Raw genomic sequence first — 23,915 nt, 5'->3', positions numbered from 1 at the left:
CTCCCCTCGGACGGCCGGACCCGCACACATCGCAAATCCAGACATTCACCACAGTCTCGACGTTCCCGGCAAGTCACCACATGCGCAGGTCAGCGTCGGCGGCCGGGATCGACACCCCGGGCCACCACCGCCAGCCCCTCCCGCCCCCGCACCACCGCGACGTCCCCGTCGGTGTCGGTACGCAGCACCCGGGCGCCGCCCCGGACCAGCCGGCCCAGCACCTCCTGGCTGGGGTGGCCGTACCCGTTGCCCACCCCGACCGGCACCAGGGCCACCGCCGGACGGACCGCGTCCAGGAAGCCGGGATCCTGGTAGGCGCTGCCGTGGTGGGCCACCTTGAGCACGTCGGCCCGGAGCGCGCCGGCCGGCGCGCGGTCCAGCAGCGCCCGCTGCTGTTCCGTCTCGGCGTCCCCGGGCAGCAGGATGCCGACCCCGGCCACGGTCGCCCGCAGGATGACGGAGTTGTTGTTGGGATCCGAGCGGGTGCCCCGCAGCGGGTAGGGCGGCCCGAGCACCGCCAGCTCGACAGCGCCGAACCGGAACCGTTCACCGGCCCCGGCGGGCCGCAGCGACGTGCCGCCGGCGTCCGCCGCCGCCCGCACCAGCGCCCGCCCGGCGGCCGGCTCCCACCAGCCCGGCACCAGCACCGCCGCCACCCGCCGTCCCCGGAACACCCCGGCCACCCCGCCGATGTGGTCCGCGTGGAAGTGGCTGACCACCAGCAGCGGCACCTCCCGCACCCCCAGCCGGCGCAGGCAGGCATCCGCCTCTCCCGGCTCCGGTCCGGCGTCGACCACCACCGCCCGGCCCGGCGCGACCGGCAGCACCACGGTGTCGCCCTGCCCGACCGCGCAGGCCACCACCACCCAGCCGCGCGGCGGCCACCCGGGGGCGAGCAGGCGCACCGGCAGCGCGCCGAGCACCACCGCCACCGCGACCACCGCCAGCAGCCGGCGCAGCACCGGCCGGCGGGTCGCCACCAGCAGCGCCACCGTCAGCGCGGCGAGCAGCAGGGCCCCGGCCGTGCCGCCCGGCCAGGGCAGGTTGCCGGCCGGCAGCCGCGCCCCGTACCGGGCGATGCACACCAGCCACCATGCCGGCCAGCTCCCCAGCCAGGCGGCGAACTCCGCCCCGGCCGGCCAGACCGGCGAGATGAGGGCGGCCAGCACGCCGAACACGGTGGCCGGCGCGACGGCGGGGACCGCCAGCAGGTTCGCCGGGACGGCCACCAGGCTCACCGTGCCGGAGATGCCCGCCACCACCGGACCGCAGGCGAGCTGGGCCGCCGCCGGCACCGCCAGCGCCTCGGCCAGGCCGGCCGGCACCCCACGCCGGCGCAGCGCGTCCCCCCAGGGCGGGGCGAACAGCAGCAGCCCGCCGGTAGCCAGCACGGACAGCGCGAAGCCCGGGTCGCCGGCCAGCTCCGGGTCCACCATCACCAGCACGGTCACCGCCGCGGCCAGGGCGGGCAACGCGGCCCGGGGCCGGCCGGCGGCCAACGCGGCCAGCCCGATCGCCCCCATGGTGGCGGCCCGCACGACGCTCGGCGACGGGCGGACCAGGATCACGAAGCCGACCAGCGCCACCCCGCAGAGGGCGACGGCGAGCACCGGGCCGGCCCGGGCCCACCGCGCCAGCAGCAGCACGGCACCCACCACGATGGCCACGTTGCTGCCCGACACCGCGTTCAGGTGGGTCATCCCGGTGGCCCGGAAGTCCTCCTCCACGGTGGCGGGCAGCCGGCTGGTGTCGCCCACCACCAGGCCGGGCAGTAGGCCGCCCTGCTCGTCGGGCAGCGGCGCACACGCGCGTTGCAACCCGGCCCGCAGCGCACCGGCGGCCCGCTGCGCCCAGGACGGCTCGCCGTGCAGTCGCGGCGCTTCGGTCACGGTCAGCACCACCGCCGTCAGGTCACCACCCCGGGGCGCGGCGGTGCGCCCGCGCGCGGTGAGCCGCTGGCCGGGCAGCAGCCCCCGCCAGCCGTCGCCGGTGGCCAGCACCAGCATCCGCACGGAGGCGGTCACCCGTCGGCCGTCCTCGGCGGTCACCGCACGCAGCTCGGCCGGGACCAGCAGGGTGGCCGGCCGCCCGGCGACCCCGCGCAGCGGCCGCGGATCGTCCCGGACGACGAGTTCGGCGGTGACCGCGACCCGCTCCTCGACCAGACCACGAATCGGCGGCGCGTCGCGGGCGGCCAGCCGGGTGGCGGTGAGACCGGCGCCGCACACCACGCCGAGCAGCACGGCGACGGCGATCCAGCCGTACCGCTGGGCGAGGGCGCGGGGACGGCCGAGGACACCGAGCAGGCGGGCGGCGGTCAACCCGGCCAGCCCGGCGGCCAGCGCGGCCAGCAGGGCGGCCGTCCCGGCGGTCAGCCGCAACCCGGCCAGCGCGGACAGCCAGGCCGCCGTCGCGAGGCCGGCCAGCCGGAGATCGAGTACGTCCGGCCGGTCCGGCTCGGGAGCCTCCGCGGGCCGCTCGGCGCCCGCCCCGCTCCGGCCGGCGTCCAGTCGCGCGGTCACACCGTCACCAGGTCCTTGAGCTGCTCGTACCGGGCGTCGCCGATCCCCTCGACCTGGCGCAGGTCGCCGACCGATCTGAACCCGCCGAGCTGGTCGCGGTGGGCGATGATCCGCTGGGCCAGCACCGGCCCGACGCCGGGCAGCGTGTCGAGCTCGGCCAGGGTGGCGGTGTTCAGGTTGACCCGGCCGCCGGCCGCCGGGGCGGCGCCGCCCACCGGTCCCACGCCCGCCGCGCCGGTCGCCGCCGGGGCGAGCGGCCCGGGCGGGGCGGTCACCCCGACCAGGATCAGCTCCCCGTCGGTCACCTTCCGGGCCGGGTTGAGCAGGGCCACGTCCACGCCGGGCAGCGCACCACCGGCGGCGTCGAGGGCGTCACCGACCCGGGCACCGGCCGACAGCCGGACCAGGCCGGGTCGGCGTACCTTGCCGGCCACCGCCACCACCAGCTCGGCGGCGGCGGTCGGCTCCGGTCCGGCGGGCCCGGGGTCGGCGGGCGCCTCCGGTCCGGTGGGTGCCGCGGCGGCGGGGGCCGGTGGGCGGACCGGCTCGGCCGTCGGCCGGGACCGCCACGCCCACAGCGCGGCGCCGAGCACCACCACGGCGGCGACCGCGGCCAACGCCCGGACGCCGCGCCGGCCCGGATCGAACGCCCCCGGCCCGGGTAGCCGGGCCGGCGAGCCGGCCGCGCGGGCGGACGAGGGCGCGTCGGCGGAGCCGCCTCCGGACGGCTCGAACGGCCGGTCGGTGCCGAGGTGGGGCGGGCCGGCGAGCCCGTCGGCCGGCGGCCCGGGACGGACCCGGTTGCGCCCGTCGGAGTCCGGCCCGGCACGATCACCCGCGAGCCCGTCGGAGTCCGCCCCGGCACGGCGGCCCGCGCCCCCGCCGGAGTCCGGCCCGGCCCGGTGGCCCGGGAGCCCGTCGGGGCGCGGCCCGGGAGGCCGAAGGACGGCCGCCGGCCCCGCCGGGACCGACCGGCCGGGCGGTCGCGGCGGCTCCGCCGCCGGGCCGTCGTCGCGCCGTTGCGCCGTCCCCGCGGGCGCGCCAACCGTCCCGCCGGTCACTCGGAACAACCGCCGCCGCACCCGGGTCTCCTCGTCCTCCGACACGCCGCGACGGTAGGGCGGAACGCGCCCCTCGCACCGGCCCGAGCGGGGCGCCTGTGGACGGCGGCGGGGCCTGTGGACAACCCCCTGATCATGCGCCGGTCTGCTATGGGCGGGCCGCGCCGGAGCCGGCACCGGAGGCGGTCGCCGAGCTGACCGGGTCGGGCGGGGAGGTGCTAGCGGGCCTCGGCCACCTGCCGGGCGAAGCGGCGTACGGCCTCGGTGACGGCCGCCGGGGCATCGAAGTTGGCCAGGTGACCGGCGCCCGGCACCAGCTCGACCCGGGCCGTCGGGCAGGCCCGCGCGAAGCTGCGCTCACCGGAGCGGAACACCCGGTCCCGCGCGCCGTTGAGGATGAGCACCGGGGCGGTCACCGCCGCGAGGCTGGCCGCGTCGAACCGGCCGAGGACGTCCCGCCAGGCGATCGGCAGGGTGTGGAAGGCGTACCCGTCGGCGATGGTGGCGGCGACGACCTCCGGCGGGTAGAGCCGGCGCAGCAACCGGTCGTTCCAGCGGGTCAGCCGGTCGGCCGGCAGCCGGCCGACCAGCGCCGCGATCAGGCGGTACGGCACGGTCAGCGGGCCGGTGGTGGCCGCGCTGGCACCCATCAGCACCAGCCCGGCCAGCAGCTCGGGGTGCCGGCGCGCCAGGTGCAGCGAGACGTACCCGCCGAGCGAGTGCCCCACCACCACGGCCGGGCCGGCGCCGAGGTCACGAGCCGCCTCGGCGACCACGTCGGCGGCCCGGTCCAGGCTCCACGGCTCGGCCGAGCGGCTCCCGTGCCCGGGCAGGTCGACGGCGGTCGTCGGGAACTCGGCGGCGAGCGCGGCCAGTTGGGGCTGCCACTGGCCGCGGGCGAAGCGGGTGCCGTGCACGAGAACGATCGGAATAGGGTCCACAGTGCTCAGTGTGCCTCCGGGTCGAGGCCGAGCACCGCCCGCCCACCGTCCACCGGCAGCGTCACCCCGTTGACGAAGCTCGCCTCGGCCGACAGCAGGTACGCCACCGCCGCCGCGACCTCGTCGGCGCCGCCGATCCGCCCGAGCGGATGCAGCCGGTTCAGCTCGCCGGAGATCCGTTCCGCCTCGGCCGGCGGCTGGCCGGCGAGGAAGGCCGCGTGCCGTTCGGTGGCCACCGAGCCGAGCGCCACCGCGTTGACCCGCACGCCGTACCGGCCGTAGTCGACCGCCAGCGCCCGGGTCAGCCCTTCGACGGCGGCCTTGGCCGTCGCGTACGGCAGGGCGCCGGGGACCGGGCGGGCCGCCTGATGGGAGGAGACGTTGACGATCGCGCCACCGGTGCCGGCGCCCAGGAACCGGCGTACGGCGGTGGCCGAGCCGGTCACCGCGGGGCGCAGGTTGGCCGCGATCAGGTCGAACACCTCGGCCGCCGACGCGGTGTGCACGGCGGCGTCGCGGAACACGGCCGCGTTGTTCACCCACCCGCGCAGCGGCGCGGCCTGTTCGGCGAGGTCGGCGGCGTGGCCGGTGACCTCCTCGTCGGCGGCGTCACCGGTCACCGGCACCACCCGGTCGCCGGCGGGATGCCCGGCCACCCAGTCCAGCGCGGCCGGCTCCCGCTCGATCACCACCACCGTGCCGCCGGCCGCGAGCAGCCGTTCCACCACGGCGCGGCCCACTCCGCGCCCGCCACCGGTCACCACGTGGGCCACCGCTCGCTGTTGGGGGGTGTTAATAAGGGGCCCCTCCTCTACCGAATGCGTTAACAAGGGCACCCTCCTTACACCCGGTGCAGCACCACGCAGGCGAGGCCGGGGCCGGCGTGCGCGGCGACCACCGCGCCGGCCTCGCTGACGTACGTGTCGCGGAGCCGGTCGCCCAGCCGCTCGGTCAGCGCCGCCAGCAGCTGGTCGGCCCGCTCGGGCGCGGCGAGGTGGTGCACCGCCAGGTCGACCTGGCCGTCGCCGGCCGCCTCGACCGCGAGGTCGACCAGCCGGGCGATTCCCCGGCTCGCGGTGCGCACCTTGTCCTTGAGCACGATCGCGCCGTCCGGCATGTGCATGATCGGCTTCACCGACAGGGCGGTGCCGAGCAGTGCCTCGGCCGCGTTGATCCGGCCGCCCCGGCGCAGGAACTCCAGCGTGTCGACATAGAAGTAGATGGTGGTGCGGTCGACGGCGGCGACCGCCGCGTCGCGTACGCCGGCCAGGTCCGCGCCGGCCGCCGCGGCGGTGGCCGCCGCGAGCACCGGGAAGCCCAGCCCCATGCCGGTGGAGCGGCTGTCGACCACCTCGACCCGGTCGGCGCCCACCTCCGCGGCGGCCAGCCGGGCCGCCTCGACGGTGCCGGAGAGTTCGGCCGACAGGTGCACCGAGACCACGCCGTCGGCGCCGCCGTCCAGCAGCCGCCGGTACGTCCGGGCGAACTGCTCGGGGGCGGGGCGGGAGGTGCTCACCGACACCCGCCGGCCGCGCAGCGCCGCGGTGGCGTCCGCCGGGGTGGTCTCCACCCCCTCCAGCCCTTCCGCGCCGTTGAGCACCACGGTCAGCGGCACCACGGTCAGCCGGTGCGCCTGCACCAGATCGGGCGGGAGGTAGGCGGTGGAGTCGGTGACGACCGCGACGGACATGCCCGGCACGCTAGCGGATCCGGTCACCGGGTGCCCGGGGCGGCGGGGCTCAGACCGACTCGGCCGGCGTGGGGGCGGTGATCAGGCCGACATTGTGCGCCCGCAGGTGCCAGCCGGGCCTGGTGCGCCGCTCCACCCCGTCGTCGCGGCGCAGCTCGGTCCAGTGGCAGTTGGCCAGCGAGCCGACGCTGCGCAGCACGCCGTGGTCCCAGCCGAGCAGGTGGCCGACGCCCTGCCGGGCGGCGCCGCCGTGGGTGGCCAGCACGATCGTGCCGCCGGGATTGGCCTCCGCCGCGTCGGTGAACGCGTCGGCGACCCGCTTGCCGAGGTCGTCGAGGGTCTCCAGGCCGGCGCCGGGATCCGGGTCGCCGGCCCGCCAGCGGGCGAACTCGGCGGGGAACCGCTCGGCGGCCTCGGTGAGGAAGAGCCCCTGCCACCGGCCGAAGTGGCGTTCGCGCAGCCGGGGGTCGGAGCGGACCGGCAGGCCGGTCAGCGCGGCGAGCGCGGCGGCGGTGTCCGCCGCCCGGCGCAGGTCGCTGGCGACGATGGCGTCGGGCCGCAGCGCGGCGAGCAGCGGCGCGGCGGCGCGGGCCTGCTCCCGGCCGAGGTCGTTGAGGGAGACGTCGGTCTGGCCCTGGACCCGGCTGGTGGCGTTCCACTCGGTGTTGCCGTGCCGCCAGACGATCAGTCGGGTCATTCGGCGCTGGCGGTGCCGGCGGTCGAGTCGGCGAGGTCACGGTCGACGAACGGGACCTGCGGGCAGTCCTTCCAGAGCCGGTCGAGCGCGTAGAACTCGCGCTCCTCGGTGTGCTGGACGTGCACCACGACGTCGACGTAGTCGAGCAGCACCCAGCGACCGCCGCGCTCGCCCTCGCGCCGGACCGGCTTCGCCTTCTCGGGCAGCTCCAGCAGGCGCTCCTCGATGGCGTCGACGATGGCCAGCACCTGCCGCTCGTTGGGGGCGGCGGCGAGCACGAACGCGTCGGTGATGGCGAGCTGGTCGCCCACGTCGATGATGACGATGTCCTGCGCCTTCTTGTCGGCGGCGGCCTGCGCGGCGGCGGTCGCCAGCTCGTGGGCGCGTGCGGAAATTGTCAACGTTCTCCTTCGATCAACCGTGCGATGCTCCAAGCCTCTCACACCCGGCGACGGCACGACCGGTCAGTTCTGGCCGGTTATCGGGACGAACCGGGTCATCTCCCCGTGTCGTCCTGCTGGTAGAGCCGCCGTTTCGCGATGTACTGCACCACACCGTCGGGCACCAGATACCAGACCGGCTCGCCGCGGGCCACCCGGTCGCGGCAGTCGGTGGACGAGATGGCCATCGCGGGCACCTGGATCAGGCTGACCGTGTCGGCCGGCAGGTGCTTGTCGGAGAGCTCGAAGCCCGGCCGGGTGACCCCGATGAAGTGGGCCAGTTCGAGGACCTCGTCGAGGTCCTTCCAGGAGAGGATCCGTTCCAGCGCGTCCGCCCCGGTGATGAAGAACAACTGCGCCTTCGGGCCGTACTCGGCGTGCAGGTCGCGGAGGGTGTCGACGGTGTAGGTCGGGCCGCCGCGGTCGATGTCGACCCGGCTGACCTGGAAGCGCGGGTTGGAGGCGGTGGCGATCACCGTCATCAGGTAGCGGTCCTCGGCCGGGCTGACCGGTTCGTCCGCCTTCTGCCAGGGCTGCCCGGTCGGCACGAAGACCACCTCGTCCAGCCCGAACCGGTCCGCCACCTCGCTGGCGGCCACCAGGTGACCGTGATGGATCGGGTCGAAGGTGCCGCCCATGATCCCGATCCGCCGGATGTCTTCCTCCACCCCGCGATCCTAGGCCGCCGTCGCCCCCGCTCCGGCCCCGGTCACGCCGCCACCGTGGCGGCCATCGCCGTGCGGGCCACCAGCGCGCGGCGCAGGTCGTCGTCCGCGTCGGTGACCGCCCGGCGCAGGCCCGCGGTCAGGTCGTCGCGGGCCAGCAGCGCCGCGGCCGCCTCCCGGGTGGGCTGCGCCACGGCGTAGCGGGGGAAGGCCAGGGCCGCGACCCGCTCGGCCACCCAGGCGGTACGCAGCCGCGCCGCCCCCGGCATCTCGGCGAAGTACCGCTCGACGTACGGCCCGGTCAGCTCGGCCTGCTCGGGCTGCCAGAACCCCTCCGCCGCCGCCTCGACCAGTCGGTTGGACAGCTCGGTGTTGCGGGTGACGATCTCCCAGGCGGCCCGCTTGGCCCCGGCCTCGGGCAGCGCCGCCCGGCAGTACGCGGCCCGCTCCGCGCCCGTGGCGCTGTTGTCCCGGGCCAGCTCGGCGGCGATCTCCGGCTCGCCCGCGGCGCCGAGCACCACCAGCCGGCGCAGCACCGCCCAGCGCAGCTCGGTGTCCACGGCCAGCCCCGCCGGCACCCCGTCGCCGGCGAGCCAGCCGGCCAGCAGCCGCGCGTCGGTGCTCGCGCCGATCAGGCCCCGGGCCGCGGCGAGCTGCAACGAGCCGCTCGCCGGCGCGCCGGCGAGCAGCCGGGCGCAGGCGTCGGCGAGCCGGGCCAGCGCGGCCTGCCGGGTGGGCCCGTCGAGATAGCGGTCGACAAGCGAGCGGCTCAGGGTGAGCACGTCCTCGGCGATGATCACCTCGGTCTCGGCGGGCAGGGTGGTCGCGATCAGGTCGACCAGGCCGGGCACCGGCCGCTCCCCGTCGGTCGCCGCGTCGAGCGCCTCCCGCCAGAGCAGGGCGCGGGCCAGCGGGTCGGGCAGCTCGGGCAGCAGCGTGGGCACCAGCGCCGCCGAGGCCGGGTCGAGGCGCACCTTGGCGAAGGTCAGGTCGCCGTCGTTGGGCAGCAGCAGCCCGTCGGCCGGGACGCCGGCCAGCGCGGTGAGGACGGTCCGGCCGCCGTCGGCGTCCGGGTCGAGGTCCACCTCGAAGCGGTGCGCGGTGCCGTCCGGGGCGTACCGGCCGACGCCGATGCGGTGCGGGCGCAGCACCGGGTGCTCCTCGACCGCCGTCTGCCGCACCGCCACCTCGGCCCAGCGGCCCCCGGCGTCGACGACCGTCTCGGTCCGCAGGGTGTTGACCTGGGGGCGGCGCAGCCACCGCTCGGCCCAGTCGGTGAGGTCGCGCCCGCTGGCCTTGCCGAGGCTGTCCAGCAGGTCGGCCAGCGTGGCGTTGCCGAACCGGTGCGCGGCGAAGTGCGCGTTGAGCCCGGCCAGGAAGGCGTCGTCACCGAGCCAGGCGACCAGCTGCCGCAGCGCGCTGGCGCCCTTGGCGTACGAGATGCCGTCGAAGTTCAGCAGCGCCTGGGCCGCGTCGGCCACCTCCTGCGGCGCGACCGGGTGGGTGGAGGGGCGCTGGTCGGCGGCGTACCCCCAGGCCTTGCGGCGCATCGCGAAGGTGGTCCACGCCCGGGTGAACCGGGTCGCCTCGGCGGTGACCCGGGTGCCCAGGTATTCCGCGAACGACTCGTTCAGCCACAGGTCGTCCCACCAGCTCATGGTGACCAGGTCGCCGAACCACTGGTGGGCCATCTCGTGGGCGATGGTGGTGGCCCGCAGCTCCCGCTGGGTGTCGGTGACGGCGGACCGGAAGAGGTAGTCGTCGCGGAGGGTGACCAGGCCCGGGTTCTCCATCGCCCCGGCGTTGAACTCCGGCACGAACGCCTGGTCGTACTTGCCGAACGGGTACCGCTCGGTGAAGAGCCCGTGGAAGCGGTCGAAGCACTGCTTGGTGATGGTGAGGATCTCGTCCAGGTCGGCGTCGAGGTGCTCGGCGAGGGAACGGCGGCACCAGAGCCCCAGCGGGATGCCGTCGTGGGTGTCCCGCCGGACGTGCCAGGGGCCGGCGATCAGCGAGACGAGGTAGGTGGCCAGCGGCAGGGTGGGCGCGAACTCCCAGCGGCCGGGTCGCGGGGTGGCGGCGACCGCCCCGTTGGCGGCCACCAGCCAGTGCGGCGGCGCGGTGACCGACAGGGTGACCGGCGCCTTCAGGTCGGGCTGGTCGAACGCGGCGAAGATGCGCGGCGCCTCGTCGAGGAAGGACATCGCGTAGAGGTAGGTCTCGCCGTCGGCGGGGTCGACGAACCGGTGCAGCCCCTCCCCCGTGTTCGAATACGCCATCTCGGCGTCGACGGTCACCGTGTTGTCGGCGGCCAGCCCGGTCAGCGGCAGCCGGCCGTCCGCGAGACCGGCCGGGTCCAGCTCCCGGTCGTTGAGCCGGACCGCGCGCAGGGCCGCCGGCTTGACGTCGAGGAAGGTCTCGGCGCCGGGGGTGGCCCGGAACCGGATGACGCTGACCGACCGGAAGCGGTCACCGGGACCGGTCAGGTCCAGGTCCACCTGGTAGGACTCGACGATGATCGACGCGCCACGCGCGCTCGCCTCTACACGGTTCAGGCTCGGCATCCGCTTATCCTGCCCGATGGGGAACGGAGGCGTTCCCTCACGACGTGCGGTGATGGAGGAACCACCATGAGTCAGCACCCCAAGGGCGATTTCGACATTTCCCGGGCGGTCTGGCAACGCGCCGACGGCGACACCTCCGACAGCGCCGTCGAGGTGGCCTTCGTCGACGACCTGATCGGCATGCGCAACTCCGCCGAGCCGGACGGCCCGGTGCTGGTCTTCACCCAGGCCGAGTGGGACGCCTTCGTGGCCGGCGCCCAGGACGGCGAGTTCGACCTGGACTGAGGCCGCCGCCGGCGGGCTCACCCGTCCCCCTCGCCCCAGCCGAGGGCGCCCGGGCCGGCGGCGTGGTGGAAGCCCGGGTGACCGGCCACGTCGGCACAGCGCTCGCCGTCCGGCCCGACCGAGCCGCAGAACAGCCGCTCGGCGCGGTGCCAGGCGTCGGCCGGCGACCAGGCGGCCGCGCCGAGCGCCAGCTCCGGGCGGAGCAGCCCCAGCGCCTCCGCGTACGCCACGGCCAGCTCGCGCGCCTGCTCCGGGCCGGCCGCCTCGAAACCCAGGTGGGCGGTGAAGTGCCGGCGCGGCCGGGGCGTACGCCGGGGCGGGCCGACCAGCGGCGGGTCCGCCGGGCCGTCCCCGGCCCGGGGGGCGGACCCCAGCGCCGCCACCACCCGCCGCGTCCGCCAGTACGGCGGCCTGTTGTCCCGCATCCGTCCTCCCCGTGGTCGACGTGGTCGCACCGCGCGACCGGTCCGGCACCGATGCAACCAGTTCCGCGGCGTCCGGGGAGGGGCCAGCACAACATTTCCGCGCTGGCCCCTCCCCGACCTCCCGGGCGGCCTGGGCCGACCGGATTCAGGGCCCCTGACCTGGGTAGACAGGCCACGGCGGGCCCGGACAGGCCGGCCGCCGTCCGCCGTCAGGAGAACCCGATGAGCACCCCCGCCGACCGCAGCCCGGACAGCACCCTGGCCTTCCTCCGCGAGGGATACCGGTTCATCAGCACCCGGTGCGAGCGGTACGGCAGTGACGTCTTCACCACCCGGCTGCTGCTGGAACCGACCATCTGCCTGCGTGGCAGGCCGGCGGCGATGCTCTTCTACGATCCCGAGCGGTTCCGGCGCGCCGGCGCCCTGCCGAAGCGGGGACAGCGGACGCTGACCGGGGTCGGCGGGGTGCAGGGGCTGGACGGGCCGTCGCACGCCGACCGCAAGGCGATGTTCATGGCGCTGATGACGCCGAGCGCGGTCCGGCACCTGGGTCAGCTCTTCGAGGCCGAGTGGCGGGCCCGGATCCCGGTCTGGGAGCGGTCCGGCCCGGTGGTGCTCTTCGACGAGGTCGGCCGGATGCTGACCCGGGCGGTCTGCGCCTGGGCGGGGGTGCCGCTGGCCGAGCGGGAGGTGACCCGGCGCACCGACGACCTGCACGCCATGATCGACTCGGCGGCCGCGCTCGGTCCCCGGCACTGGCGCGGCCGGCTGGCCCGGCACCGGGGCGAGCAATGGGCGGGCGACCTGGTGGAGCGGGTCCGCCGGGGCGCGTTGCCGGCGCCGGCGGGCGGCGCCCTGCGGGCGATCGCCGAGCACCGCGACGAGGCCGGCCGGCCGTTGCCGCGCCGGGTCGCCGCGGTGGAGCTGCTCAACGTGCTGCGGCCCACGGTCGCCGTCGACCGGTTCGTGGTCTTCGCCGCGCTGGCCCTGCACGACCACCCGCACTGCCGGGACCGGGTCCGCTCGGGCGGGGACGCCACCGAGCAGTTCGTGCAGGAGGTACGGCGCTACTACCCGTTCTTCGCGGTGGCCGCCGCCCGGGTGCGGCACAGCTTCGACTGGCAGGGCCACCACTTCCCGCAGGGCCGCCGGGTGCTGCTCGACCTGTACGGCACCAACCACCACCCGCAGCTGTGGCCGGAGCCGGAGCGGTTCCGCCCGGAACGCTTCGCCGGCTGGCGGGTGGACCCGTACGCGTTCGTGCCGCAGGGCGGTGGCGAGCACCTGGGCGGGCACCGCTGCGCCGGTGAGTGGATCACGATCGAGCTGATGAAGCGGGCGGTCACCGTGCTGACCACCGCGCTGCGGTACGAGGTGCCGCCGCAGAACCTGGCACTGTCGCTGCGCCGGATGCCCGCCCGCCCACCGAGCGGGTTCCTGCTCTCCGACGTGCGCCGCACCGACTGACCGCGCCGTGGCCCGGTCCTGCCGGTCGGTGTAGGGCTGCGGCGGGCCCAGACGGCGACCGGCGGCGTTGTCGGTGCGGGGTGAGAGGGTCGGGCCATGGACCAGCCCGGGTACGCCGACCCCGCCGGGGCGCTCGCCGCGGCCCGCGCCGGCGACCAGGACGCCTTCGCGGCACTGGTCGGCCCGCTGCGCGCCGAGTTGCACGCGCACTGCTACCGCCTGCTCGGCTCGGTCCACGACGCCGACGACGCCGTGCAGGAGACCCTGCTGCGGGCCTGGCGGAGCCTGGCGACGTACGAGGACCGGGGCTCGATCCGCCCCTGGCTGTACCGGATCGCCACCAACCGGTGCCTCACCCTGATCGAACGGCGGGCCCGCCGGGAGTTGCCGACCGAGCTGACTCCCGCGGCCCCGGCGACCGAGGCGGCCTGGCTCGAGCCGTACCCCGACGGCCGGCTGCCGGGCGACGGCCCGGAGGCGCGGCTGCTGGCCCGGGAGTCCGTGGAGCTGGCGTTCGTCGCCGCGGTGCAGCACCTGTCCGGTCCGCACCGGGCGGTGCTGCTGCTGCGGGAGGTCCTCGGCTTCTCCGCCCGGGAGACCGCCGACCTGCTGGGCAGCAGCGTGGCGGCGGTCAACAGCGCGCTGCAACGGGCCCGCCGGGCGGTCGACGCCACGCTGCCCGGGGAGAGCCAGCGGGCGACCCGGGACCGGCTGGGCGACCGGGCGGTGCGCGAGCTGGCCCGACGTTACGCCGCCGCCTGGGAGACCGGGGACGTCGACGCGGTGGTGGCGCTGCTGACCGAGGACGCGCGCTACTCGATGCCCCCGCTGCCCACCTGGTACGCGGGCCCGGCGGGCATCCGGGCGTTCCTGCTCGACGGGCCGCTGCGCTGGCGGTGGCGGCTGCTCCCGACGGCGGCCAACGGCCAGCTGGCGTTCGGCACCTACCGGTGGGTGGCGGGGGCCTGGCTGCCCTCGGGGCTGGACGTGCTGGCCCTGCGGGGCGACCGGGTCGCCGAGGTCGTCTCGTTCCTGACCGCCGACCTGACCGCGTTCGGCCTGCCGGCGTCGCTGGTGGCTGATCAGCCGCCACGCCGCCACGGGCGATGAGTTCGGGCCGTTGCGCGGGTTGTACCGCTGACCCCGACCACGACCCACGGGAGGCAGCGCATGGAAACAACCACAGGACCGGCGGCGAGCGCCACGGACGAGGAACTGATCCGGCGGTTGATCGAGGACTGGGCGGCGGCGGTGCACCGCGGCGAGCTGGCCGGCGTACTGGCCGACCACACCGACGACATCGTCATGTTCGACGTACCGGCGGAGGCCCGCGGTTTGGCCGCCTACCGCGACAGCTGGCCGCCGTTCCTGCGCTGGCAGGCGCAGGGCGCCCGGTTCGAGATCACCGAGCTGGCGGTCACCGTCGGCGACACCGTCGCGTTCGCCCACGCGCTGCTGCGCTGCGGCACCCCGGACGACCTGGCCGGTGACCCGCAGCCGCGGCTCCGGCTGACCCTCGGGCTGCGCCGGGAGGACGGACGCTGGCTGGTCAGCCACGAGCACCACTCGTTCGCCGACACCTCCGGGACCCTCGACGCCGAGCGGGAGGTGCGGGACCTGCACCGGCGGTGGTACGCCGCCACCGCGGCCGGCGACCTGGACGGCCTGATGGCCCCGGTCGCCACCGACGTCGTCTCCTACGAGCACGAGGCGCCGCTGCGGTACGTCGGCGTCGACCAGGTCCGGGACGTCTGCGAGCGCGGGCTGCGGGCCGGCCCGGCGCAGGTCCGGTGGGAGGTGCCGGACCTGACGGTGCGCACCGCCGGGGACCTCGCCGTCGCCTGGGGGCTCAACCGGGTGGTGGTCGGCGAGCCGGATGACCCGACCGAGCACTGGTCCCGCGGCACCCGGGTGTTCCGGCGGGTGGACGGCGACTGGCGGCTGGTGCACCAGCACGTCTCGTACCCCTTCGCGCCGGAGACCGGGCGGGCGCGCACCGACCTGCGCCCGTGAGGCGGGTGGGCGGCCCGACCGTGGGCGGCCCACCCTCCGGTCAGGCCGGCTGCGGGCGCAGGACGGTGCGGGCGCTATCCGGCCAGCGCCGGCCGGAACGACACCACGCCATGATCAGTCGTATTCCGGCCGTGGGCACCGCACACGACAGCTCGCGGCCACCTCCCGGCGGGCCGGGCGGTGGCCGCGAGCTGCGGCGTGCGGTGGCGCGGTCAGTAACGCACCTGGTCGCGCGACTGCTGGGCGGAGTCCCGCACGTCGTGCGCGGCGCTACGGGTGTCGTCCTGCACCGCGTGTACGGCGTCCTGCGCGGTCGACTTGACCGACTCGGTCGCCTGCTGGGCCGGCTCGCGCAGCTCGTCGCGCACCTCGCTGGCGACCTCGCCCAGCTTCTGCTTGACGGTGTCGCTGTGCTCGGCGGCGCGCTCCTTGACCTGGCTCGCCACCTGCTGCTCGCGCCGGGTGGCCGGCAGCAGCGACGAGGCGAGCATGCCCACCCCGAAGGCGATCAGGCCGGCGGCCAGCGGGTTGCCCTCGGTCTTCTCCCGCACCTTGTACGGCGCCCGGTGCGCGGCGTCGCCCACCGTCGACGCGGCGGAGTGCGCCTTGTCGCTGACCGTGTGGGCCGCCGACGAGGCGTGGTCGCCCACCGAGTGGCCGGCGTGGCTGCCGGCGTGACCGAGGTCGGAAGCGGTGCCCATTACCTTGTCCCTCACATTCTGCAGCGCGTTGCGCGCCCGCTGCTTGCGGTCGTCGACGATGCGGCCGGGGCTGACCTTGTACGCCAGCGCGTCCACGTCGGAGCTGAGGTTGTTGCGGGTGGCCTCGATCTCCCGGCGGATCTGATCGGGATCGGTGCTCATCGGGTGACTCCCTCCGGGTGCGGCTTGAGCGCGTCGGGGACGCGCTGCACGCTGTCCTTGGTCTGCTTGAGGCCGCGCACGGTCTCCGCGTTCTTCTTCGCCTTGGAGTAGAGGACGGCGGCCACCGCGGCCCAGATGACGGCCACGATCAGGGCCGCCAGGCCCGAATCCATCACGTTGTCCAGGAACTGCCACACCGCGATGGAGACGAACAGCGCCACCATGTAGCCGCCGAAGCCGGCGCCGCCGTAGAGGCCGGCGGCCTTGCCCGCCTTCTTCCCCTCCTGGCGGATCTCGGCCTTGGCCAGCTCCACCTCCTGGCGCAGCAGCGTCGACATGTCGGTGGTGACCTGGCGCAGCAGCTCACCGATGGAGCTGCTGCGCACCTCGTCGGCGGTGTGCGGTGCGCCCGCGTACCCGTCGGCGCCGGGCGTGGTGCCCGCGTACCCGGAGTCCACTCCCGGGCCCTGTGTCGGCATGGTCATGCCGAGGTCTCCCTTCGGGTGGTCCGGTCGGTCACGGGCGGGTGGTGCCGCTGGACGGCACGCCCGGCAGCGGGTCGGTCTGGCTCACCGGCGGCAGCGGCTGGCCGGTGCCGGTGGGCTCGGCGTACCCGCCCCGGGTCGGGTCGGTGTAACCACCCGGCGTCGGGTCGGCGTAGCCGGTGTTCGGGTCGGCGTAGCTGCCCGGCTGCGGGTCGAGGTAACCGCCCGGCGGCACCGCGTCCGGCACGGCCCGCGGGGCCGGCGGGGTGGGGATCACCGCGGTGCGGTCCGGGTCGTACGCCGAGTGCGTGCCGGTGGAGCCGTCGCCCAGGGCGCTGATGTTGCGGGTCAGCCGGCCGGCGACCACGCCGAGCAGCGCCGCGCCGACCAGGAACGTGCCCGGGTTGCGGCGGGCGTAGCCCTTCACCTCGTTGAGCAGGTCGCCCGGCTCGCGCTGCTCCAGCCAGCCGGCCACCCCGTGCACCCGGTCGGCGGCCTGGTGGGCCAGCTCGGTGACCGGACCGGAGCCGCCGCCGTTCTGCGCCATGGTGCGCATCTCCTCGGCCAGCGACCGCAGGCCGCCGGCGGCCCGCTGCTGCTGCTGGCTGCTCTGCGCGGTGAGCTGGCTACGGGCCTCGCCGTAGAGGTTGCGGGCCTGCCGGGTGGCCTCGCCCACCACCTCCCTACCCTGCTCCTTGGCGGTGCCGGCGACCTGGCCGCCCGCGTTCGCCGCATCCGCGCCGACCTGGCGGGCCTGGTCCCGGACGCCACCGTTCGTCGACTCGTACGTGGACGTGGTGGGCGTGAGATCGTAAGTCATGATGTCCCTTCCGCTCGGATGATCGTCGCGGTAGTCCTCGGGGGATCGCGCCGACTCGCGTCGGCGTCACCATTGACCTACCCCTCGAAGTCGGGTCCATGCCTGATTCACCGTTTCTCCACGACACGTTGCCGTTCGGTCACAGAATGTGAGGAGTGTCCGACTACGGGTCGGCGGCGCTCGCGGAGGTGACATCGGATGGCACGTGACGTGCGCGGCCGCGCTACGGCCGGCCGCCGGCCCCGGATCCAGACGGTCGCCGCGGCGGTGGCGGCCCTCTTCGTGCTGATCGGCGTGCTCGGCTTCATCCCGGGCGTCACCACGCACTACGGGGAGCTGACCTTCGCCGGCCACCACTCGGGGGCCAAGCTGCTCGGCCTGTTCCAGGTCTCGGTGCTACACAACCTGGTACACCTGATCACCGGCCTGGTCGGGCTGGGCCTGGCCCGCACCGTCGCCGGGGCGCGCGGCTTCCTGGCCATCGGCGGCGCGCTCTACCTGGGGGTCTGGCTGTACGGCTTCGCCACCGAGGGGCACGAGGGAGTGAACTGGATGCCGGTGGACGGGCCCGGGAACTGGCTGCACCTCTTCCTCGGCTTCGGCATGCTCGCGCTGGGCCTGCTGCTCTCCAACGACGCGGGCACCGGCGGCCGGCCGGACACCCCCGTCGACCGCCCCTGAGCTGCGCCAGCACGGCAGCCCGGAGTCCAAGCCGGTCACCGCCGCGCACGCCGAGACCGGCGCCTGAACGCGGGCCGTCAGGCGGCCACCGGCAGCCGCTTGGCGAAGCAGACGCTGAACGGGTTGTCGACGTACTCGCCGTACACCGGGATCGGCTCGTACCCGCAGGAGGTGTAGAGCCCGATCGCGGCCGGCAGGTACGTGCCGGTCTCCAGGCACACCACGGTGTGCCCGCGCTGGAAGGCCAACTCCTCCAGCGCGGTGAGCAACTGCCGGGCGATGCCCCGCCCCCGGTAGGCCGGGCGGACGTACATCCGCTTCAGCTCCCCGGTGTCGGCGTCCAGCGACTGGACCCCGCCGCAGGCCACCGCCCGCCCGCCGTCGACCACCACCAGGTAGTGGATGTCGTCGTGGGTGACGGTCACCTGGCCGTCGAGGCCGCCGTCCGCCTCGCGCAGCTCGCGCTGCTGGGCGACGACCAGGGCGGCGAGCTCCGGGTCGGTGGCGGGACGGGACGCGATCAGCATTCCGTCACGCTAGGGGCCGTGGATTTCGCGGAGGTTTCGGACCATCGACGGCAACCCGGACGGCAGGCGACTACTCCCAGTCCTCGTCGTCGTCCGCCTCCGGCGCCGCGGCGGCCTCGACCTCGTCGGCCGGGCGCTGGCGGCGGGCCTTGCGGGCGGCCAGCCGCTCGACGGCCGACGGGCGGTTGGACTTCTCCTCCAGCCGCACGTCGGTGCCCCGGTTGCCCGGGACGAAGTCCACGCCGGCGTAGAGCGTCGGCTGCCAGTCGAACTCGCGCTCGCCGATCCGCACCAGGTCACCGGGCTGGGCGCCGGCCTTGGCCAGCTTCTCCTCGACGCCGAGGCGGGCCAACCGGTCGGCCAGGAAGCCGACCGCCTCGTCGTTGTCGAAGTTCGTCTGCCGCACCCAGCGCTCCGGGCGGGTGCCGCGGACCGTGTACGACCCGTCCGCTGCCGCCTCGATGGTGAAGCCGGCGTCGTCGACCGCCTTCGGCCGGATCACGATCCGGGTCGGCTCGGCCGGCGGTGCCGCGCGGCGGGCCTGCTCGACCAGCTCGGCCAACGCGAAGGTGAACTCCTTGAGCCCCTCGCGGGTGGCGGCGGAGACGTCGAACACCCGGAAGCCGCGGGCCTCCAGGTCCGGCCGGACGATGTCGGCCAGGTCCTGCCCGTCCGGCACGTCGACCTTGTTCAGCGCGACCAGCCGGGGCCGGTCGGCCAGCCCGCCGTACTGGGTCAGCTCGGCCTCGATGGTGTCGATGTCGGCCAGCGGGTCCCGACCCGGCTCCAACGTCGCGGTGTCGACCACGTGCACCAGCACGGCGCAGCGCTCGACGTGGCGGAGGAACTCCAGCCCGAGGCCCTTGCCGGTGGCCGCGCCGGGAATCAGGCCCGGCACGTCGGCCACCGTGAAGGTGTGGTTGTCCACCCGTACCACGCCCAGGTTGGGCACCAGGGTGGTGAACGGGTAGTCGGCGATCTTCGGCTTGGCGGCGGAGATCACCGAGATCAGCGACGACTTGCCGGCCGACGGGAAGCCGACCAGGCCGACGTCGGCGACGCTCTTGAGCTCCAGCACCACGTCGAGCTTGTCGCCGGGCTCGCCCAGCTCGGCGAAGCCGGGGGCCTTGCGGCGGGCGTTGGCCAGCGAGGCGTTGCCCCGGCCGCCGCGACCGCCCCGGGCCGCCTCGAACGTGGTGCCCGCGCCGACCAGGTCGGCCAGCACCTCACCGTCGAGGGTCTGCACGACGGTGCCGTTCGGCACCTTGATCACCAGGTCGCGGCCGTTGGCCCCGTCCCGGTTCGAGCCGGCGCCCCCCTTGCCGTTGTCGGCCTTGAGGTGCGGGCGGAAGTGGAAGTCCAGCAGCGTGGTCACCTGCGGGTCGACCACCAGCGAGACGCTGCCGCCGTGCCCGCCGTTGCCGCCGTCCGGGCCGCCGAAGGGCTTGAACTTCTCCCGGTGGATCGAGACACAGCCGTGCCCGCCGTCGCCGGCCTGCAGGTGCAGGACGACCCGGTCAACGAACGTCGTCACGACGCCAATCCTTCCAGCGGGGTCCGCCCCGCACGCGAAAAGACGAAGCGGGCCGGGACCCGAGGTCCGCGGCCCGCTTGCGCCGGAGAACTACTGCTGCGGCACGATGCTGACGGTCTTGCGACCGCGCTTGGTGCCGAACTGGACCGCACCGGCGGCCAGGGCGAAGAGCGTGTCGTCGCCACCGCGGCCAACCAGGTCACCGGGGTGGAACTTGGTGCCACGCTGACGGATGAGGATCTCACCCGCGCTGACGACCTGACCACCGAAGCGCTTCACGCCGAGCCGCTGGGCCGCGGAGTCACGGCCGTTACGCGAGCTGGACGCACCCTTTTTGTGAGCCATTGAAGGACGACCTACTTCCCGCTGTTGGAGATGCCGGTCACCTTCACCTGGGTCAGCGGCTGGCGGTGACCCTGGCGCTTGTGGTAGCCGGTCTTGTTCTTGAACTTGTGGATCCGGATCTTCGGGCCCTTGGTGTGCGCGGCGATCTCGCCCGCCACCGAGACCTTGGCAAGCTTCGCCGCGTCGGTCACCAGGTCGTCACCGTCGACGAGGAGCACCGCGGTGAGCTTCACCGCGTCGCCGGGGGCACCGGCGAGCTTCTCGACCTCGATCACGTCGCCCTCGGCGACCTTGTACTGCTTGCCGCCGGTCTTGACGATCGCGTACATCGGAGGCGGACTCCCTGTCGTTGAGGCTGCTAGCGTCTTTTTCCCACCGTTACCGGCAGGTTGCTCCCACGGCGGCTCGCCGGGCGGCGGTGACACCGGAGGGTGACACCGGGCCGTGACACCGGATCGGGCCACGGCTGGGCCGTGACACCGGTCCGTGACGCCGGCGGCGCGGGCACGCGGGAACTCAGCGCACCAAAGTGCACCGCAAGACAGCGTACGCCATCGGTGCCCCCGCACCCAAACCGGCCCGCTCAGCGGCACACCGGCCCGCCCCGGGCGACGTAATCGGCCGACTTGCGGCGGGTCGGCCCGTCCCGGGGACGCGAGCGGCCCACTCGCGGCATCTCGGCCCGTCCCGGCCACCCGAGCGGCCCGCTTGCGGCGGGTCGGGCTGTCCCGGCCGTGACCGGCCCCCACGGGCCTAGTCGCGGAGCCCCCAGGTCAGGGCCGTCGGTGTGCCCTTCGGCACACCCGCCGGCCGCGCGAACGCCGAACGGGGGCCCTCCCGACCGGGCGGGCCCCCGTTCCGCGTGCACCGCCGGTCAGGGCCGGGTACGCCGTCGCGCCCCGCCCCGGCGGGACCGGCGGCGCCCGCCGCCCGACTCGGCGGTCTCGTCGTCGGCGTCGCCCAGCGCGTCCGGGTCGTCCGCCCCGGCCAGCCGGGCCGACTCGCCCTGCTGGCTGTCCGCGACCGCCGGCGCGGCCGACGTCTCCGCCGCGTACCGGGACAGGTCGTAGCCCATGGTGTCGTAGTAGTCCTCGCCGGTGGCGTCGGTGGTCTCCACCACGGTGCGCTCCGGCTGCTCCGCGTCGGCCTCGGCCGGCTCGGCGGCGGCCCGTTCGGCGGCCGCGGCCTTGCGGCCCCGCCGGCGGGACGAGCCGGCGGCGGGCTCGGTGGGGGTGGCCGCCGTGGCCACCGCCTTGACCTTCTCCCCCGCGCCACCGGACTTCTTCTCCGGCACCGGCTCGGTGTGGATGATCAGACCGCGGCCCTTGCAGCACTCGCAGGTCTCGCTGAACGCCTCCAGCAGGCCGGCGCCGATCCGCTTGCGGGTCATCTGCACCAGGCCGAGCGAGGTGATCTCGGTGACCTGGTGCTTGGTCCGGTCCCGGCCGAGGCACTCGGTGAGCCGGCGCAGCACCAGCTCCCGGTTCGACTCCAGCACCATGTCGATGAAGTCGATCACCACGATGCCACCGAGGTCGCGCAGCCGCAGCTGCCGGACGATCTCCTCGGCCGCCTCCAGGTTGTTCCGGGTGACCGTCTCCTCCAGGTTGCCGCCGGAGCCGGTGTACTTGCCGGTGTTGACGTCGATGACGGTCATCGCCTCGGTGCGGTCGATCACCAGCGAGCCGCCGGAGGGCAGGAAGACCTTGCGGTCCAGCCCCTTGATGATCTGCTCGTCGATCCGGTACTCGGCGAAGACGTCGGTGGTGCCGACGTGCCGGCGCAGCCGCTCGACCAGGTCCGGCGAGACGTGCGACAGGTACGAGTCGACCACCGAGTACGCCTCGTCGCCCTCGATCACCAACTCCCGGAAGTCCTCGTTGAAGAGGTCCCGGACCACCCGGATGACCAGGTCGGGCTCGGCGTAGAGCAGCACCGGGGCGCCACCCTCGGTCGACTTGGCCTGGATGTCCTCCCACTGGGCCTGGAGCCGCTTGACGTCGCGGGCCAGCTCGTCCTCGCTCGCCCCCTCAGCGGCGGTTCGGACGATCACCCCGGCGCCGTCCGGCACCAGCTTCTTGAGGATGTCCCGCAGCCGCTTGCGCTCGGTGTCCGGCAGCTTGCGGCTGATGCCGGAGGCGTTGCCGTTCGGCACGTAGACCAGGTGCCGCCCGGAGAGGGCGACGTGGCTGGTCAGCCGGGCACCCTTGTGCCCGATCGGGTCCTTGGTGACCTGCACCAGCACCGAGTCGCCGGACTTCAGCGCCTGCTCGATCGAGCGCGCCCGGCCCTCCAGGCCGGTGGTGTCCCAGTTGACCTCGCCCGCGTACAGCACGGCGTTGCGGCCCCGGCCGATGTCGACGAAGGCCGCCTCCATGCTGGGCAGCACGTTCTGCACCTTGCCCAGGTAGACGTTGCCCGCCATGGTGGCCGACGAGTTGCGGGTCACGTAGTGCTCCACCAGCACGCCGTCCTCCAGGACGGCGATCTGGGTCCGGTCGCCGCGCTGGCGTACGGCCATCACCCGGTCGACCGCCTCCCGGCGGGCCAGGAACTCCGACTCGCTGAGGATCGGCGGGCGGGTCCGGCGCTGCTCGCGACCGTCCCGACGGCGCTGGCGCTTGGCCTCCAGCCGGGTGGAGCCGGAGACGCCCTGCACCTCGTCGGCGACCTTGCGCGGCTCGCGGATCTTGACCACGGTCGGTACGCCGTCGTCGGCCCCCGCCTCGACGTCACCCGCGCCCCGGCGGCGCCGCCGACGGCGGCGGCGGGTCATCCCGTCGCCTTCGCCCTCGTCGCCCTCGTCGCTCTCCTCGGCCTCGGCGTCCTCCTCGGCCTCGGCGCGGACGCCCTCCTCGGCCTCGTCCTCGGCCTCGTCGGCCCCGCCCTTGCCGCGGCCACGACCACGCCGGCCCCGGCGACGGCGGCGGCGAGCGCTGGCCTCGTCCTCGTCCTCGGCCTCATCCTCGGCCGGCTCGGCCTCGGCGGTGGGCTCCTCGGCCTCCTCGACCTCCTCGGTCGGCTCGACCGCCTCCACCTGGTCGGCCTCCCGGCGGCCCCGGCGGCGGCGCCGGGGCGGCTCGGCGGGCTCCTCGGCGACCGGCTCGGCGGTCGGCAGGCTGACGACCTGGACCTCGTCCGGCTGCGGGGCCATGAAGAGCACGGTGGGCGCGGTGAGCGCGGCGCGGCGGCGCCGGGTGCGCGGCGCCGGCTCGGCCACCGGCTCGGCGGTGCCCGGGACGGCGGCTCCGGGGGCCACCTCCCCGGCGGGCGCCTCGGCCGCCGCGGCGACCGCGCCGGTCAGGCCCTCGACCGCGGGGGTGGTTCCGGCGGCGGGCTCGACCGCCTCCTCGTCGGCGGGCTCGGCCACCGCCTGCTCGGTCGGCTCGGGCGCGGCCTCGGCGGGCGCCTCGGTGACGGACTCCACGGCAGGCGTCGCCTCGCCCGGCTCGGCGGCGGGCGGAGCCGGCTCGGCGGCGGCCGGGGCCGCGGCCTTCTTACGGCGCGTCCGGGTCACCTTGACCGGCGGTACGAGCTCGGCGGAGCCCTCCTCGACGCCGGTGGCGACGACCGGCTCCTCGGCCGCCTTGGCCGGGGTGGCCTTCCGACGACGCCGGGTGGTCTTGGGTGGGGTCTCCAACTCACCGGCGACCGGGGCGACGACCTCGGCCTGGTGCGACTCGTCGGTCGCGGACGCGGCGGCGCCGGGCGCCTCGGCGGGCGCGTCGGTCTGCTCCGGCTGGTTGAGCGGGGCGGCCCGGCGCCGGGTGGCCCGCTTGCGCGGCGCGACGGGGGCGCTGTTCTCGGTGCTGCCTTCGGCGAACTCGCCGACCGGCTGGGCGCCGGTCCGTTCGCCGCCCTCGGGCTCGTTCTCGAGCATGGACGTTCTC

General features: G+C 75.5%; 23 protein-coding genes. 5 read left to right on the top strand and 18 right to left on the bottom strand.

Annotation, left to right across the window (positions count from 1 at the left end):
- Positions 1-89 precede the first annotated feature (89 nt).
- The 9 genes from K7640_RS25285 to pepN form a co-directional block, all read right to left on the bottom strand.
- Positions 90-2,522 carry a ComEC/Rec2 family competence protein gene (locus K7640_RS25285; protein ID WP_374198123.1) on the bottom strand — a complete coding sequence of 811 codons (2,433 nt, stop codon included), beginning with the start codon at positions 2,520-2,522 and terminating at the stop codon, positions 90-92.
- Entirely contained in the window at positions 2,519-3,628 is a 1,110-nt protein-coding gene (locus K7640_RS30900; protein WP_308042705.1) for a helix-hairpin-helix domain-containing protein, read from the bottom strand. Before K7640_RS30900 ends, K7640_RS25285 begins: the two co-directional genes overlap by 4 nt.
- Before the next feature lie 173 nt (positions 3,629-3,801).
- The gene (locus tag K7640_RS25275) at positions 3,802-4,524 is read right to left on the bottom strand and encodes an alpha/beta fold hydrolase (protein WP_222957410.1); all 723 of its coding nucleotides are present in this window, start codon (positions 4,522-4,524) and stop codon (positions 3,802-3,804) included.
- 5 nt (positions 4,525-4,529) lie between these two features.
- Positions 4,530-5,297: an SDR family NAD(P)-dependent oxidoreductase gene (locus tag K7640_RS25270; protein ID WP_222957409.1), complete on the bottom strand. Its 768-nt coding sequence runs from the start codon at positions 5,295-5,297 to the stop codon at positions 4,530-4,532.
- A 68-nt stretch (positions 5,298-5,365) separates the two neighbouring features.
- The gene (locus K7640_RS25265) at positions 5,366-6,214 is read right to left on the bottom strand and encodes a DegV family protein (protein ID WP_222957408.1); all 849 of its coding nucleotides are present in this window, start codon (positions 6,212-6,214) and stop codon (positions 5,366-5,368) included.
- Between the two features lie 49 nt (positions 6,215-6,263).
- The gene (locus K7640_RS25260) at positions 6,264-6,911 is read right to left on the bottom strand and encodes a histidine phosphatase family protein (protein ID WP_222957407.1); all 648 of its coding nucleotides are present in this window, start codon (positions 6,909-6,911) and stop codon (positions 6,264-6,266) included.
- The gene (gene rsfS / locus K7640_RS25255) at positions 6,908-7,312 is read right to left on the bottom strand and encodes a ribosome silencing factor (protein WP_222957406.1); all 405 of its coding nucleotides are present in this window, start codon (positions 7,310-7,312) and stop codon (positions 6,908-6,910) included. The genes K7640_RS25260 and rsfS overlap by 4 nt, the downstream gene beginning before the upstream one ends.
- A gap of 95 nt (positions 7,313-7,407) precedes the next feature.
- Positions 7,408-8,019 carry a nicotinate-nucleotide adenylyltransferase gene (gene nadD / locus K7640_RS25250; protein WP_222957405.1) on the bottom strand — a complete coding sequence of 204 codons (612 nt, stop codon included), beginning with the start codon at positions 8,017-8,019 and terminating at the stop codon, positions 7,408-7,410.
- A gap of 41 nt (positions 8,020-8,060) precedes the next feature.
- Entirely contained in the window at positions 8,061-10,580 is a 2,520-nt protein-coding gene (pepN, locus tag K7640_RS25245) for an aminopeptidase N (RefSeq protein WP_222957404.1), read from the bottom strand.
- A 66-nt stretch (positions 10,581-10,646) separates the two neighbouring features.
- Here pepN and K7640_RS25240 point away from each other — a divergent pair, with 66 nt between their 5' ends.
- Positions 10,647-10,865, top strand: a complete 219-nt coding sequence (locus K7640_RS25240; RefSeq protein ID WP_222957403.1) for a DUF397 domain-containing protein — start codon at positions 10,647-10,649, stop codon at positions 10,863-10,865.
- A 17-nt stretch (positions 10,866-10,882) separates the two neighbouring features.
- Here the strand turns inward: K7640_RS25240 and K7640_RS25235 are convergent, their stop codons facing one another.
- Entirely contained in the window at positions 10,883-11,290 is a 408-nt protein-coding gene (locus K7640_RS25235) for a hypothetical protein (RefSeq protein WP_222957402.1), read from the bottom strand.
- Between the two features lie 222 nt (positions 11,291-11,512).
- On the opposite strand from K7640_RS25235, the gene K7640_RS25230 reads away from it, so the two are divergent.
- The 3 genes from K7640_RS25230 (at position 11,513) to K7640_RS25220 (ending at position 14,770) form a co-directional block, all read left to right on the top strand.
- A complete protein-coding gene (locus K7640_RS25230) occupies positions 11,513-12,757 on the top strand; it encodes a cytochrome P450 (RefSeq protein ID WP_222957401.1) in 1,245 nt (414 codons plus the stop codon).
- A 96-nt stretch (positions 12,758-12,853) separates the two neighbouring features.
- On the top strand, positions 12,854-13,867 hold the full coding sequence (locus K7640_RS25225; protein ID WP_222957400.1) for a sigma-70 family RNA polymerase sigma factor: 1,014 nt from the start codon (positions 12,854-12,856) through the stop codon (positions 13,865-13,867).
- Between the two features lie 60 nt (positions 13,868-13,927).
- Positions 13,928-14,770 carry an SgcJ/EcaC family oxidoreductase gene (locus tag K7640_RS25220; RefSeq protein WP_222957399.1) on the top strand — a complete coding sequence of 281 codons (843 nt, stop codon included), beginning with the start codon at positions 13,928-13,930 and terminating at the stop codon, positions 14,768-14,770.
- Positions 14,771-14,982: 212 nt separating this feature from the next.
- On the opposite strand, the gene K7640_RS25215 is transcribed toward K7640_RS25220, so the two are convergent.
- Genes K7640_RS25215 through K7640_RS25205 form a run of 3 tightly spaced genes read right to left on the bottom strand, consistent with a single transcriptional unit; the run spans position 14,983 to position 16,938 of the window.
- The gene (locus tag K7640_RS25215) at positions 14,983-15,633 is read right to left on the bottom strand and encodes a DUF3618 domain-containing protein (protein ID WP_222957398.1); all 651 of its coding nucleotides are present in this window, start codon (positions 15,631-15,633) and stop codon (positions 14,983-14,985) included.
- Entirely contained in the window at positions 15,630-16,118 is a 489-nt protein-coding gene (locus tag K7640_RS25210) for a phage holin family protein (protein WP_222957397.1), read from the bottom strand. The genes K7640_RS25215 and K7640_RS25210 overlap by 4 nt, the downstream gene beginning before the upstream one ends.
- A 31-nt stretch (positions 16,119-16,149) precedes the next feature.
- The gene (locus K7640_RS25205; RefSeq protein ID WP_222957396.1) at positions 16,150-16,938 is read right to left on the bottom strand and encodes a hypothetical protein; all 789 of its coding nucleotides are present in this window, start codon (positions 16,936-16,938) and stop codon (positions 16,150-16,152) included.
- A 198-nt stretch (positions 16,939-17,136) separates the two neighbouring features.
- Between K7640_RS25205 and K7640_RS25200 the strand changes: the two genes are divergently transcribed.
- On the top strand, positions 17,137-17,619 hold the full coding sequence (locus K7640_RS25200) for a DUF4383 domain-containing protein (RefSeq protein WP_222957395.1): 483 nt from the start codon (positions 17,137-17,139) through the stop codon (positions 17,617-17,619).
- A 77-nt stretch (positions 17,620-17,696) separates the two neighbouring features.
- Here the strand turns inward: K7640_RS25200 and K7640_RS25195 are convergent, their stop codons facing one another.
- From K7640_RS25195 to K7640_RS25175, 5 genes are all read right to left on the bottom strand, one after another.
- Positions 17,697-18,146, bottom strand: coding sequence for a GNAT family N-acetyltransferase (locus K7640_RS25195; protein WP_222957394.1), 450 nt, complete (start codon positions 18,144-18,146; stop codon positions 17,697-17,699).
- A 70-nt stretch (positions 18,147-18,216) separates the two neighbouring features.
- On the bottom strand, positions 18,217-19,680 hold the full coding sequence (obgE, locus tag K7640_RS25190) for a GTPase ObgE (protein WP_222957393.1): 1,464 nt from the start codon (positions 19,678-19,680) through the stop codon (positions 18,217-18,219).
- Between the two features lie 90 nt (positions 19,681-19,770).
- A complete protein-coding gene (gene rpmA, locus K7640_RS25185) occupies positions 19,771-20,025 on the bottom strand; it encodes a 50S ribosomal protein L27 (RefSeq protein WP_088975624.1) in 255 nt (84 codons plus the stop codon).
- A gap of 11 nt (positions 20,026-20,036) precedes the next feature.
- Complete coding sequence (gene rplU, locus K7640_RS25180; RefSeq protein ID WP_222957392.1) at positions 20,037-20,354, bottom strand: 50S ribosomal protein L21; 318 nt, start codon at positions 20,352-20,354, stop codon at positions 20,037-20,039.
- Between the two features lie 545 nt (positions 20,355-20,899).
- Positions 20,900-23,905 carry an Rne/Rng family ribonuclease gene (locus K7640_RS25175; RefSeq protein ID WP_222957391.1) on the bottom strand — a complete coding sequence of 1,002 codons (3,006 nt, stop codon included), beginning with the start codon at positions 23,903-23,905 and terminating at the stop codon, positions 20,900-20,902.
- Positions 23,906-23,915: the final 10 nt, after the last annotated feature.

The organism is Micromonospora sp. PLK6-60, assembly GCF_019890675.1.
Taxonomy (GTDB): domain Bacteria; phylum Actinomycetota; class Actinomycetes; order Mycobacteriales; family Micromonosporaceae; genus Micromonospora.
This window is presented reverse-complemented; position numbering and strand designations above follow the sequence as displayed.